This window comes from Bacteroidales bacterium (genome assembly GCA_035342335.1).
Lineage (GTDB): Bacteria > Bacteroidota > Bacteroidia > Bacteroidales > JAGONC01 > JAGONC01.
On the sequence record DAOQWY010000041.1, the window covers coordinates 1 to 12,217 of the forward strand.

Genomic DNA, 12,217 nt, shown 5'->3' on the forward strand with positions numbered 1-12,217 from the left:
GACGTAGATCAGGATTTGACCGGTGTTTTCGGGCAGATCCTGATCTACGTCAGTTTATTTCTGATCGTCTTTTTCAGTGACCCGGGACTGGGCATTTTCGGGCGCATTGGTAAGGGATTATGGGATCTGTACGGCATAACGGGCGTTTTTGGCGACCTGCTTTCCTACATCCGGTTGTTTGCCCTGGGAGCTTCAAGTGCCATTCTTGGATTTGTGATCAACGACATCGCCCTGCAATTGCTTTCGGTAGGGCCGGTGATCGGCCATCTTCTCTTTGTCGTTTTTCTCCTGATAGGACATGCCCTGGTCATTGCCATTTCAACGCTTGGTGCCTTTGTGCATCCCATGCGTCTCACCTTTGTCGAGTTTTACAAGAACTCCGGCTTTGCCGGAGGAGGAAAAAAATACGATCCATTTTCAGTAAAAAAATAACCTACTAAAACGAACGTACTATGGAGACAGCTGTTATACTTGCATACCTTGGACTGGGACTCATGGTTGGGTTGTCCGGTGTGGGAAGTGCCATCGGGGTGACCATCGGGGCCAATGCGACCATTGGTGCACTCAAGAAGAATGATTCGGCTTTCGGGAGCTACATGTTGCTCAGTGCACTGGCCGGAACGCAGGGATTGTATGGTTTTGCCGGATTCTTCATCATTTTGAACTCCGGTGTGATCACCTCTTCGATGACCATGCTGCCGGGAGTCGCCATTCTTGCAGCCGGCTTTGCACAGGGTCTGGTCTGCCTGATTTCTGCCATCTACCAGGGAAGGATCTGCGCCAACGGTATTGCAGGCATCGGATCGGGATATGATGTTTTCGGAAAGACGATGGTGCTGGCCGTTTATCCGGAACTTTACGCCATCGTGTCGTTTGCAGCCACGTTCCTGATCAGCAGCTCCATCTGAGGAATCAGACAGTGGGGGATGGGTGCGTTTTTTTGCCGGTTCCTATTCAGGTTTGAAATGGTACTTCCGAAGATCGGCGATCCATTCGCGAATACGCACGGGGCTAAGGTCGGGCTGGTTATGCTCATCCAGGGCAAGGCCCAGGAAGAAGTCATCTTTTAAGGCTTTGGATTCGGTATGTTCATACCCTTCAGCCGGCCATTTTCCAACGATGACCGCTCCGTGCTCTGTGAGCTCCTTTCCCAGGCGGGCCAATTCATCCACGTAATGCCATGGATACAGGATCTGGTCGCCAAGGCCGTACAGGGCAACTTTTTTTCCCTGCAGATCAAAATTTGTCTTGCTCATCTTCGCATTAAAGGCAAGCCAGGGATTGCCCGTATAGGCATCGCGCCAGGTGTCAGCGCCCACTGTTGAACAACCGAAGATCAGGTACTTGTATTTTTTCAGGATATCCAGATCCATATCGCGAAGGGGTATCATCTCTGCATCCGATTCACCCCATTCCTGCCGGATCCTTTTTGCATTCAGTTCAACACTCCCCCTCTTGGGCCAGTAAACAATGCCGATGGTCTTCATGATACCTTGTTTAAAAAATGAACTATGTTGATTTTCTGTATGTTTCAATGATGGCGAGCAGCTGCTTGTCCTTCATCAGCTGTGGATAATAGGAGAACAACTGGTCGTAGCCTTCAAAATCCATTGCAAGGGCTTCTTCGGTCAGTTGATAGGCTTCCCTGATCTTTCCTGAACGGTAGGTGTAAACGGCCAGGCGGTAGAGCAGGTCGTTGTTGTCAGGCTGCAGCTCCATTCCCTTTTTGAGTTCAGCCATCGCCTGCTGCAGGTCTCCCATTTCCAGGAAGACGTGGGAATAATCGAGCCAGATATCGGGATGCTGAGGATCGATCTGGCTGACCTGCTGATACGAATGGATCGACTCCTGAAGCAAACCGCATTTGTGCTGCATATCACCCAGCAGGTACCAGTAGTCGGCGTTCACCGGGTCAAGGTTGATCGCTTTTTTGATATGACCGATCCCTTTGAGCGAATTCCCCAGCTCGTCGTACGCCATTCCAATGCCTATCCAGGCGTCGGCCAGCTCATTGTCTTTTTTCAGGGCAAGACGGTAATTTTCAATGGCCATCTCATATTCGCACAGCTTCTCGTAACACTCGCCGATATAATAATAGGTCATCGCCTCCGCTGCCTCGTACCGGAAGGTTTCCTGGTAGGTCAAAATGGCTTTGCGGAATTCGTCGATGTTGGCCAAAGAGTTGGCTTTGTTGAAATAAGCTGAAGAAAACCGGTCATCAATGGCGATGGCAAAATCATAGGCATCGATCGCATCGTGGTAATTTTCCTGATTGTTATGAGCAACGCCCAGGTTGAACCACCCGGCCCTGGAATACGGATTCTGATGGACGAAGGAACGGAAGAACGCCACACACTCCTCCGGTCTGTTCAGGATCTCATAACAAAACGACAGTTCGAACAAATTGGATTCATTTTCAGGGTTGATCTCCGCCACTTTTTTCAACTGGCTGATCGCCTGCTCATAATCGCCCATGTTTTCATATTCATAAGCGATCGTGGTGTACAGATCTTCCAGGTCGTCGGTGCCGGGAATCGCCTTGTAATACTCTTCAATGGCTTTGTCGTAGCGCTGGAGCTGGCTGTAGACTTCACCTTTGGTGATATGGATATCCGAATTCATCGGATCCACCACCTCGATGTCCGACAGGATCTTCAGCGCTTTTTCGGATTTGTTCGAATAAACGAAGTACTGGGCTTTTTTCAGTTGGAAGATGACGGAACCGGGGTGTTGCTCCAGTGCACGGTTGATGGCAATGCTGGTTTTTCTTAGATTTTGCTTCTCGAAGTAATAATCTATGATGGCTTCAAAATCATCCACATCAAAAAAATAGTTTTCATTGATGTGGATCATCCGTTCAAACCTCTTCACAGCGTCATCTGTCCGCTCGTCCGTATAGTGATCAAAATTTTCTTCCATACACGAATTTACCCCGAACTTCGTTTATATTTACCGGTGACAAAAGTAATAAAAAGAACGGTGTAACAGTGAGGGCATTTATTTATGGCATTAATTAAATCAATATCAGGGATCAGGGGCACCCTTGGGGGAACGCCCGGGGATGGGCTGACACCTCCGGATATCATGAAGTTTACCATCGGGTTTGCTAAATTTTTGTTTACAAAGAAGCGAACCAGGCCGCTTCAGGTGGTCATTGGCCGGGATGCCCGTCCATCAGGCGAAATGGTGTCGGGGATCGTATCTGGGACCCTGCTGGGCCTGGGGATCCACGTCATAGATCTTGGGCTGACCACAACCCCGACCCTGGAGATCGCGGTTATGGAGACCGGTTCCACAGGAGGCATCATGATCACCGCTAGTCACAATGCCAAACATTGGAATGCCCTGAAACTGATGAACCGCTGCGGTGAGTTCCTTTCCGCTGCGGATGGCAATAAGGTGCTTCAGCTTGCCACGACGATGGAGGCGGAATATGCCACCCTGGCCAGTTTAGGTTGCATTACCCGCAATGACACCTTTTTGCTGAAGCACATTGAAAAGATCCTGCGGCTGCCTCTGGTCAACGTGGCGGCGATCAGGAAAGCGGATTTCCGGATCGTGGTTGATCCTGTCAATTCCACCGGCGGGATCGCGGTGCCCCTGTTGCTGGAGAAACTGGGCGTAAAGCAGGTCGTTCTGCTGAATGGCGAGGTGAACGGTGATTTTGCCCATCCTCCGGAACCGCTGCCGGAAAACCTCTCCGAGCTGTCGGGCTCAGTGGTCAGGAGCAATGCCCACCTTGGGTTTGCCGTTGATCCGGATGTGGACAGGCTGGCCATTGTCCAGGAAGACGGTGAGATGTTCGGGGAGGAATATACGCTGGTGGCCGTGGCCGATTATGTGCTGAAGCATCAGCAGGGCAACACGGTATCCAACATGTCGTCGACCAGGGCCCTGAAAGACATTACGGAAAAAGCGGGCGGGAATCACTATGCATCGGCCGTCGGAGAGGTCAATGTGGTCAGGGTGATGAAAGAGGTGAAGGCTGTCATCGGCGGAGAAGGCAACGGAGGGATCATTTATCCCGACCTGCATTACGGACGGGACGCGCTCGTCGGCATTGCCCTGTTCCTCTCTCATCTGGCACTCTCCGGCAGATCGTGCTCTGCGCTCAAAAGCCGGCTACCCTACTACTACCTATCCAAAAACAAGATCAATGTTCCGCCGGATGTTGACCTTGACAATGTTTTCAAGGGTTTGCTGACAAAATATGCCAGCCACCCCATCAACAGGGAAGATGGCGTGCGCATTGAATTTGACCGGGACTGGGTACACATCCGGAAATCGAATACCGAACCGGTGATGAGGATCTATGCCGAAAGTGATTCGCAGGTGAAGGCTGAGGTACTGGTGCGGAAGATCATTGCGGATATCGGGGAGGTCATCCGGTTGAATTGACGCTACCCGGATTGAAGGCGCCTGAATGGTTTAACTGTACCCTACCCCCGTCCCCTCCCCTGCGGGCAGGGGAGGGGAGAGTTAATCCTTGAATCCGATCTTGCGGTGGGTGCCGTCGCAATAGGGCTTGTTGGCGGATCCGCCGCAGCGGCACAGCGCCACGTTTTCCTTGATCGTTGTCTTGCCGTCTTTCCCGGTGAATTTGATCTTTCCGTGGATCTGAAAGGGTCCGTCAGGCACCGCCTCAATGGCTCCGATGACCGTGGCGAACGATAATTCTTCGTTCATGTAATAACTCAGTGCACCGGAAGGGCATTTTTTGATCTGCTCAATGATCTTGTCGGTCGGAGCGCCATTGGCATTGATCCAGGGCGAATTGGCGGCATCGAAGACCCCGGGAAGACCCCGGAAACAATTGGTCGAGTGGAAACACTTCTTCGGTTTCCACACTATCGTAACCTCTCCGTTGGTGTATTCTTTGACAATCTCTTCCATGGTGCATCAATGTTGTCGTTACGGGCAAATATACAATAAAGATGATAAAATTACGATAACCCTGATAATTTACAACGAAACATCCAGGGGAATTTATGGGATCTTTTTTAGGAAATTCAATTAGTATCGCTATTTTTGTCCATTGATTCTCACACCGGATTTACCCATTTAATTTTTTGAACAATGGCTGACCTATCCACTACTTACATGGGACTGAAGCTGAAAAATCCGATCATCGCCGGAAGCTCAGGAATGACAAGGACCCTCGAAAACATCCAGGAGGTTGAAAAGAACGGCGGAGCCGCCGTCGTTATGAAATCCCTGTTTGAGGAACAGATCCGGCAGGAGGTCAACAGGTCGCTGAACCAGAGCGCCGCCGACACACCCTATGCCTATGTCGAAGCCATGGACTACATCAGCCATTATTCCAAGGAGAACGTGCTGGGCGAATACCTGTCCACCATCCGTGAGGCAAAAAAGAGCGTCACCATTCCCATCATCGCCAGCATCAACTGCACCTCTTCGCACGAGTGGATCACCTTCGCCAGAAAGGTCCAGGATGCGGGCGCCGATGCCCTGGAACTTAATATTTTCATCCTGCCCTCCGACCCGCGGGTGAGTGGCGAAGAGAACAAACAGATCTATATTGATATCATTCAAAGTGTCTTGCGTCAGATCTCCATTCCTTTATCTGTGAAGATCAGCTATTATTTTTCCGATCTGGCAAAATTTGCACTGAAACTCTCCTGGACGGGCATTTCAGGGCTGGTACTGTTCAACCGTTTCTTCTCTCCCGATATTGATATTGAGAACTTCAAGGTGACGGCCACCAATGTTTTCAGCTCTCCCGACGAATTATCCATTTCCCTGCGCTGGGTGGCCATCCTGTCGGACAAGGTCCACTGTGACATTGCTGCCTCCACGGGCGTGCACGACGGAAAAGCTGTCATCAAACAGCTCCTGGCAGGGGCAAAAGCCGTTGAGGTCGTCTCCGCCCTGTATAAACACGGGTATGGTCATTTTGGAACGATGCTGGCCGAGCTGGACGATTGGATGGAAAGGCATAACTTCAGCCGGCTTGATGACTTCGTTGGCATGCTCAGCTATAAAAAGGCTGAAAATCCTGCGCCCTACGAGCGGGTGCAGTTCATGAAGCATTTTGCGGGAATTGAGTGATAAGGCACAAAGGCATCCCGGCTTTCGTCGGGACAAGCTCCGGCACAAAGGCACAAAGGGTTGAGAGGCACAGAGGTACAGAGGCACAGAGGTACAAAGTTGTTTTTGGCGGTGCCGTGCTTGAGGGAGTCAGAATATCTTGAGGCATTTCTTTCCTGTGTCAGGAAACAATCGTTCAACGATTTTGAATTGTTCGTCTGCGTGAATCAACCGGATGGGTGGTGGGAAGATCCGGCAAAAAGACCCATTTGTATTGACAATCAGATTACGCTTGATTATCTTTTCCAGTGCAGTGATCTTCCGTTGACCATCATCGACCGCTCTTCGCCGGGAAAAGGGTGGACAGGGAGCCATTTTGGGGTGGGATGGGCACGCAAGACCGTGATGGATGCCATCAGCAACCAGGCGGATGAAGGCGATATCATGGTCAGCCTCGACGCTGATACGGAATTCGGCGATGCATACCTGGCTTCCATACACCATAATTTCGTACGCCACCTGGGATTTGCCGGCCTGTCGGTGCCCTACTATCACCGCCTGACCGGGGATGAGGTGACCGACCGGTGCATTCTCCGGTACGAGATCTATATGCGGTACTATGCGCTGAATATGTGGCGGATCGGCAACCCGTACCGTTTTACCGCCATTGGTTCAGCGATGGCCTTCCCGGTGTGGGCCTACCGGGCCATCGGAGGCCTTACGCCACACAAGAGCGGGGAGGACTTCTATTTCCTGCAGAAACTGGCCAAATACGGCAGGATCCTGCACTGGAACAGCGAACGTGTCTATCCCGCCGCCCGCTTTTCCGACCGCGTCTTCTTCGGCACCGGTCCGGCCATGATCAAAGGCAGGGAAGGGGACTGGAGCAGCTATCCCCTCTACCCTCACCGGCTCTTTGATGACATCAGGGACACCTATGACCTTTTTCCGCTTCTCTATGAAACGGACACGGAAACGCCCATGACGGGGTTTCTTGAGGCAATCTTCAAGACCACCAGCCTCTGGCAGCCACTGAGGAAAAATTACCGGACCCGGGAACAATTTGTCAGGGCGTGCATCCATCGGGTGGATGGGCTGAGGATACTGCAATACCTGAAGATGAAACATAAAGAAAGCGGTCAGGCCGATGAGGAAAATCTGAGGGAGTTCTTTAAGATCAAACCTCAAAGAGCAAAGAGTAAAGATCAAAAGTTAAAGCTGGAGTCGCTTGATTTTACGTTATCGCCCATTCATGAGCTGGATGCGGTGAGGAATGTGCTGGCAGAGGCGGAAGAAGCGAGGAGATGTAACGATGTAGGCGATGTAGCGAAGTAGCGATATTCGAGAAAAAAAGGTTCCTGCTTTCGCAGGGATGACGGTTCCTGCTTTCGCAGGGATGACGGTTCCTGCTTTCGCAGGGATGACCTTTGCAATCTGGGAAAATGGTGGGGGCTTAAAAATGCTTGCATTTTTAAGCCCCCACCATTTATTGCCCCGGATCTTTGTCATCCTCGCGTAAGCGAGGATCTGAAGGCTCATCAATCACTACACTTTGTGTTACTTCGCTCAATATTTCAGGATCTCGTTCAGCCCTTTTATCACAATATCCAGCTGTTCCACGGTGATCACTCCCATTTTCCGCATCAGTCGCTCCCAGGTGATGGTCATGACCTGGAAGGTAATGATTTCGGAGTCCTGCTGAAGTCCATTGATTTCATCCCTTGTAAGCACCAGGCAACCCGCATAGTTCTTAATGACAGAGCTCAACGGGCAGGCAATGCAGATACCGAGATGATCATTCATGGCATTCCCGCTGATGATGACGACCGGCCGGGTTCCCTTTTGTTCACTTCCTTTCACCGGATTCAGGTCCGAGATCCATATTTCCCTCTGTTTCATTCCTCCTCCTCCAGTATCTTCAGGTAATCATCAAGTCCTTCTTCCGCCATTGTAATCATTTCAGGATCACCGGCCGCTTTTTTAAATGAGTACGTATATTCCGCTTTTTTAAGCCTACCGAAATAGGCATTCAATGCCTGTTCCAGGATATGATTCTTGGGTACGTTGAACTTCTGCGCATAATGATCCAGCAGCCCGATAAGATCGGAAGGAAGGGAGCTCGTAAACGTGATTGGTTTCATAGCAATATTTTTTGCAAATATAATTCATATTTATTATTAATACATAAAAATTACCATATTTAAATTGGGAAGGATCCAGAAAAATTTGAAACGTTATGCATTCTTAGAAGTTTATTTTAAGTTAATTAATGATTATTTTTGTAATACCAATATGATCTATTCGACGCTATGAAACCAGACCAACCTAATGACACCTTGACCTATAAGATCTTGCTTCGCAAGGAACCTGAGGGGAGCTATACGGTTTCTGTTCCTGCCCTTCCCGGGTGCATTACTTATGGTGAAACCATTGATGAAGCCATTGAAATGGCGCGTGAGGCCATCACACTGTACGTTTCAGACCTGAAGGAAAAATCTGCATCGAAAAATATAGCGATGTAGACGATGTAGCGATGTAGCGATATTCGAAGGGCACTTCGTTACATTCCTTCGCTACATCGTTACATTGTTACTTCGCTACATCGCCTATATTTTCCCCCCTTTTCATGGGTACGTTTTTTACCCATTCCGTATTAATTGTAAAAAACGACATGCGAAAGGAATTGGAAAAGAGATTGGTCCTATATGCAATCTCAATTGCTAAAATTTGCGCAGATTTAAAGCCCTGCTATTTGAGTACGCATTTGTCTGGTCAGATATTGAGATCTTCCAGCAGTGCCGCATTGAATTATGGCGAAGCACAAGCCGCAGAATCAAAACGGGATTTTATACACAAAATTAGCCTTGTTCTCAAAGAGTTGCGCGAAACAGATATTAATCTACAGCTTTTAGATGGGACTGATTTGATAGGTGATTACACAAAACTGCCCGGAGTTTTGGATGAGAGTCGCCAATTGATTTCTATATTTTACCGAATGGTGCAGACAGCGAAGAGATGTAACGATGTAGAAGATGTAACGATATAGCGATATTCGAAGTCCTTCGTTACATCGCTACCTCGCTACATCGTCTACTTCGTTACATCTTTGACTTCGTTACATCGTTACCTCGCTACATCGTCTACTTCGCCACATTTTTTACCTTTGCGCCATGATCACGATTCTCGGCCCGACCGCCACCGGAAAAACACGCCTCGCCGCCCTGGTGGCGGCGCAAATCAACGGTGAGATCATCTCGGCCGACTCCCGCCAGGTGTACCGCGGAATGGACATCGGTACAGGCAAGGACATTGCGGATTATGAGGTGGATGGGAAAATGATGCCGGTTCACCTGACCGACATCGCCGACCCGGGTTACGAATACAATGTTTACGAGTATCAGCGGGATTTCCACGCTGCCTACCGGGACATCGTTGCGCGGGGAAAGACACCGTTGCTCTGCGGAGGGACCGGCCTGTACCTGGAAGCGGTGCTGAAGGGCTACGAACTTCAGCAGGTACCTGAAAATCAGCAGCTTCGCGCTGAGCTGGAACAAATGTCCCAGGAGGAGCTTGTCCAATTGCTCAGCTCCTATAAACAACCCCACAACGTATCCGACGTGACGGACCATACGCGCCTCATCCGCGCCATCGAGATCGGGTCGTTCTACCATCTTTACCCGCAGCTCGCCGGGCAGACACCTGATCCTGATCCACTCGTTTTTGGCATTCTTTACGAACGTGCCATCCTCAGGGAAAGAATCACGCAACGTTTGCAGGCACGGTTGCAGCAAGGAATGGTGGAGGAGGTGAAACGACTCCTCGCTACCGGCCTGAAACCAAAGCAGCTTGCATTCTATGGGCTTGAATATAAGTTTCTTACACGGTACGTCCTTGGTGAACTCACCTATGATCAGATGGTCAGCCTTCTCACCATCGCCATTCACCAGTTTGCCAAACGCCAGATGACCTGGTTCAGGAGAATGGAACGAAATGGTATACGGATACACTGGATTGATGGCAATCTTCCGGCTGAGGAAAAAATGGAAATTATTCTGGATGAAATGAACAAAAGTGTTTAATCTATTGTTTGAAGATATTAAACAAAAAATCTTAAAAAATGACTTACCCTGCGCTTTAGCGCGGGGTATCTTAGATAAAAATCAGAGCTGGGCTTTAGCCCAAAAGAAATCAGTTGATTCTGTTTGGGGCTAAAGCCCGGTTCTGTCAACATGTTTTTTACCCCGGCCTAAAGGCCAGGGTAATTGAAATAAGGAATGAGTGTGTGGATCGTTTTAAAACTTTATTAAGCTTACTATGAGAAGGTTGTTCCTGATATCGTTGATTATTATTTCTTTCAGCTATATCTTTGCCCAGACCGGCTCCATACGCGGGCGGGTGTACGATGCCTCAACGAACGAACCGCTGCCCTTTACCAACCTGATCATCTGGGGAGAGCCTACGATCGGATCGGTGTCCGACCTGGACGGTAATTTTGTCTTTGCTGCGATCAGGCCGGGGTTTGTGCGACTGCAGGTGACGTCGGTCGGCTACGAGGATAAGATCACCGAGGAGTTCCAGGTGATCAACAACAAAGAAACCTACATCGACATACCCATGACGCCGCTCATCGTCCAGCTGCAGGGTGTGGTTGTCACAGCATCGCCCTTCATGAAGAACGATGAGAGCCCCCTTTCGATGCAGACCCTCGGCATCTCCGAAATTGAGAAAAATCCGGGCGGAAACCGCGACATCTCCAAGGTGGTGCAGGTACTGCCGGGCGTCGGTGCAACCCCGTTCGGGTTTCGTAATGATTTGATCGTCCGTGGCGGTGGACCCAGCGAGAACCGGTTCTACCTCGACGACATCGAAATACCCTATTTGAACCATTTCTCCACCCAGGGCGCATCCGGAGGACCGGTGGGGATCCTCAACGTGGACTTCGTCAGGGAAGTGAACTTCTATTCCGGCGCTTTCCCAGCCGACCGCGGGAACGCGATGAGCTCGGTGCTGGAATTCAAACAGAAGGAAGGTAACCGCGAAAGGATTAAATTCCGCGCCACGATCGGTGCAAGTGACCTGGGACTAACCCTGGATGGACCGATGGGGGATAATACCAATTTTATATTTTCCGTCAGGCGATCCTATCTCCAGTTGCTGTTCAGCGTCCTGGAACTGCCCTTCCTGCCAACCTACAACGACTACCAGTTCAAAATAAAGCATGACTTCGACCGCAAGAACCAGCTCAGCATCATCAGTATCGGCGCGCTTGACAAATCAAAGCTCAATACGGGCATCAAGGATCCAACCGAAGATCAGCAGTATATTCTGGGCTTCCTTCCCGTGAATGAGCAGTGGAGCTATGCCATCGGGGCCGTGTACAAGCACTTCGGCAATAAAGGATACCATACGTTGGTGCTGAGCAGGAACATGCTCAACAATGTAGCTTATAAATATGAAGATAACGATGAGAATGATCCGGAGAAGAAGCTGCTGGATTACCAGTCGCAGGAGATCGAGAACAAGCTTCGGTACGAGCAAAACACCACCCTATCCGGCTACAAGGTCAATTACGGTGCGGGAGTGGAGTATGCCAAGTACAACAACGAGACCTTTCAGAAAGTGTTCATAGCCAACGAGCAACAGATCCGGGATTACAGCTCATCCATGGATTTGTTCAAATACGGGCTGTTCGGACAGGTCAGCAGGGGATTTGTTGGCGACAGGCTGACGCTTTCGCTTGGGTTGCGGATGGACGGGAACAGCTACAGCAAGGAGATGTCGAATCCTCTGGAGCAAATTTCACCGCGCTTCTCTGCATCTTATGCGCTCGCCAAACAATTTTACCTGAATTTCAATACGGGCCGGTATTACCAGCTGCCTCCCTATACGATGCTGGGCCACCGCAATAACGAAGGAGCGCTCGTAAATAAGGATTTGGGCCTGAAGTACATCTATGTGGATCAGGTGGTTGGCGGTGTGGAATACCGTCCCAACGACGATGCACGGATCACCATTGAGGGTTTTTACAAGCATTACGGCGACTACCCTTTTTCGGTCGCCGATTCGGTTTCGATGGCTTCCAAAGGAGCTGATTTCAGCGTCTACGGCGATGAGGCTTTTAATCCCGATCTAAACTGATACCGGCAAATAGCCGTAAATGATACCACTT

The 12,217-nt window shown here is 49.9% G+C and carries 14 protein-coding genes; 9 read left to right on the forward strand and 5 right to left on the reverse strand.

Features of this window, described 5'->3' with window-relative positions; translation table 11 throughout:
- On the forward strand, positions 1 to 432 hold a 432-nt coding region (locus PKI34_13135; GenBank protein HNS18751.1), incomplete at its 5' end, for a V-type ATPase 116kDa subunit family protein.
- Between the two features lie 20 nt (positions 433 to 452).
- The gene (locus PKI34_13140) at positions 453 to 908 is read left to right on the forward strand and encodes a V-type ATP synthase subunit K (GenBank protein ID HNS18752.1); all 456 of its coding nucleotides are present in this window, start codon (positions 453 to 455) and stop codon (positions 906 to 908) included.
- Positions 909 to 950: 42 nt separating this feature from the next.
- Here PKI34_13140 and PKI34_13145 read toward each other — a convergent pair whose 3' ends face one another.
- The gene (locus PKI34_13145; GenBank protein ID HNS18753.1) at positions 951 to 1,487 is read right to left on the reverse strand and encodes a flavodoxin domain-containing protein; all 537 of its coding nucleotides are present in this window, start codon (positions 1,485 to 1,487) and stop codon (positions 951 to 953) included.
- 22 nt (positions 1,488 to 1,509) lie between these two features.
- Positions 1,510 to 2,919, reverse strand: a complete 1,410-nt coding sequence (locus PKI34_13150) for a tetratricopeptide repeat protein (protein HNS18754.1) — start codon at positions 2,917 to 2,919, stop codon at positions 1,510 to 1,512.
- A gap of 84 nt (positions 2,920 to 3,003) precedes the next feature.
- On the opposite strand from PKI34_13150, the gene glmM reads away from it, so the two are divergent.
- Positions 3,004 to 4,398, forward strand: coding sequence for a phosphoglucosamine mutase (gene glmM / locus PKI34_13155; protein ID HNS18755.1), 1,395 nt, complete (start codon positions 3,004 to 3,006; stop codon positions 4,396 to 4,398).
- An 81-nt stretch (positions 4,399 to 4,479) separates the two neighbouring features.
- On the opposite strand, the gene PKI34_13160 is transcribed toward glmM, so the two are convergent.
- Positions 4,480 to 4,893 carry a (4Fe-4S)-binding protein gene (locus PKI34_13160; protein HNS18756.1) on the reverse strand — a complete coding sequence of 138 codons (414 nt, stop codon included), beginning with the start codon at positions 4,891 to 4,893 and terminating at the stop codon, positions 4,480 to 4,482.
- Between the two features lie 183 nt (positions 4,894 to 5,076).
- Here PKI34_13160 and PKI34_13165 point away from each other — a divergent pair, with 183 nt between their 5' ends.
- Both PKI34_13165 and PKI34_13170 read left to right on the forward strand, forming a co-directional pair.
- Entirely contained in the window at positions 5,077 to 6,069 is a 993-nt protein-coding gene (locus tag PKI34_13165; protein ID HNS18757.1) for a dihydroorotate dehydrogenase-like protein, read from the forward strand.
- 201 nt (positions 6,070 to 6,270) lie between these two features.
- Complete coding sequence (locus PKI34_13170; protein ID HNS18758.1) at positions 6,271 to 7,383, forward strand: hypothetical protein; 1,113 nt, start codon at positions 6,271 to 6,273, stop codon at positions 7,381 to 7,383.
- Between the two features lie 231 nt (positions 7,384 to 7,614).
- On the opposite strand, the gene PKI34_13175 is transcribed toward PKI34_13170, so the two are convergent.
- Together PKI34_13175 and PKI34_13180 are read right to left on the reverse strand one after the other, a co-directional pair.
- Positions 7,615 to 7,947, reverse strand: coding sequence for a type II toxin-antitoxin system PemK/MazF family toxin (locus PKI34_13175; GenBank protein HNS18759.1), 333 nt, complete (start codon positions 7,945 to 7,947; stop codon positions 7,615 to 7,617).
- On the reverse strand, positions 7,944 to 8,189 hold the full coding sequence (locus PKI34_13180) for a hypothetical protein (GenBank protein ID HNS18760.1): 246 nt from the start codon (positions 8,187 to 8,189) through the stop codon (positions 7,944 to 7,946). The genes PKI34_13175 and PKI34_13180 overlap by 4 nt, the downstream gene beginning before the upstream one ends.
- A gap of 168 nt (positions 8,190 to 8,357) precedes the next feature.
- On the opposite strand from PKI34_13180, the gene PKI34_13185 reads away from it, so the two are divergent.
- The 4 genes from PKI34_13185 (at position 8,358) to PKI34_13200 (ending at position 12,186) form a co-directional block, all read left to right on the forward strand.
- Entirely contained in the window at positions 8,358 to 8,570 is a 213-nt protein-coding gene (locus PKI34_13185; GenBank protein HNS18761.1) for a type II toxin-antitoxin system HicB family antitoxin, read from the forward strand.
- A 149-nt stretch (positions 8,571 to 8,719) separates the two neighbouring features.
- The gene (locus tag PKI34_13190; protein HNS18762.1) at positions 8,720 to 9,094 is read left to right on the forward strand and encodes a four helix bundle protein; all 375 of its coding nucleotides are present in this window, start codon (positions 8,720 to 8,722) and stop codon (positions 9,092 to 9,094) included.
- Positions 9,095 to 9,218: 124 nt separating this feature from the next.
- Positions 9,219 to 10,127: a tRNA (adenosine(37)-N6)-dimethylallyltransferase MiaA gene (miaA, locus tag PKI34_13195; GenBank protein HNS18763.1), complete on the forward strand. Its 909-nt coding sequence runs from the start codon at positions 9,219 to 9,221 to the stop codon at positions 10,125 to 10,127.
- Between the two features lie 235 nt (positions 10,128 to 10,362).
- A complete protein-coding gene (locus PKI34_13200; GenBank protein HNS18764.1) occupies positions 10,363 to 12,186 on the forward strand; it encodes a TonB-dependent receptor in 1,824 nt (607 codons plus the stop codon).
- Positions 12,187 to 12,217 lie beyond the last annotated feature (31 nt).

Coding starts and splice junctions, on each gene's coding strand:
- PKI34_13140 (HNS18752.1), top strand. CDS start 453: ATGGAGACAGCTGTTATACTTGCATACCTTGGACTGGGACTCATGGTT.
- PKI34_13145 (HNS18753.1), bottom strand. CDS start 1,487: ATGAAGACCATCGGCATTGTTTACTGGCCCAAGAGGGGGAGTGTTGAA.
- PKI34_13150 (HNS18754.1), bottom strand. CDS start 2,919: ATGGAAGAAAATTTTGATCACTATACGGACGAGCGGACAGATGACGCT.
- glmM (HNS18755.1), top strand. CDS start 3,004: ATGGCATTAATTAAATCAATATCAGGGATCAGGGGCACCCTTGGGGGA.
- PKI34_13160 (HNS18756.1), bottom strand. CDS start 4,893: ATGGAAGAGATTGTCAAAGAATACACCAACGGAGAGGTTACGATAGTG.
- PKI34_13165 (HNS18757.1), top strand. CDS start 5,077: ATGGCTGACCTATCCACTACTTACATGGGACTGAAGCTGAAAAATCCG.
- PKI34_13175 (HNS18759.1), bottom strand. CDS start 7,947: ATGAAACAGAGGGAAATATGGATCTCGGACCTGAATCCGGTGAAAGGA.
- PKI34_13180 (HNS18760.1), bottom strand. CDS start 8,189: ATGAAACCAATCACGTTTACGAGCTCCCTTCCTTCCGATCTTATCGGG.
- PKI34_13185 (HNS18761.1), top strand. CDS start 8,358: ATGAAACCAGACCAACCTAATGACACCTTGACCTATAAGATCTTGCTT.
- PKI34_13190 (HNS18762.1), top strand. CDS start 8,720: ATGCGAAAGGAATTGGAAAAGAGATTGGTCCTATATGCAATCTCAATT.
- miaA (HNS18763.1), top strand. CDS start 9,219: ATGATCACGATTCTCGGCCCGACCGCCACCGGAAAAACACGCCTCGCC.
- PKI34_13200 (HNS18764.1), top strand. CDS start 10,363: ATGAGAAGGTTGTTCCTGATATCGTTGATTATTATTTCTTTCAGCTAT.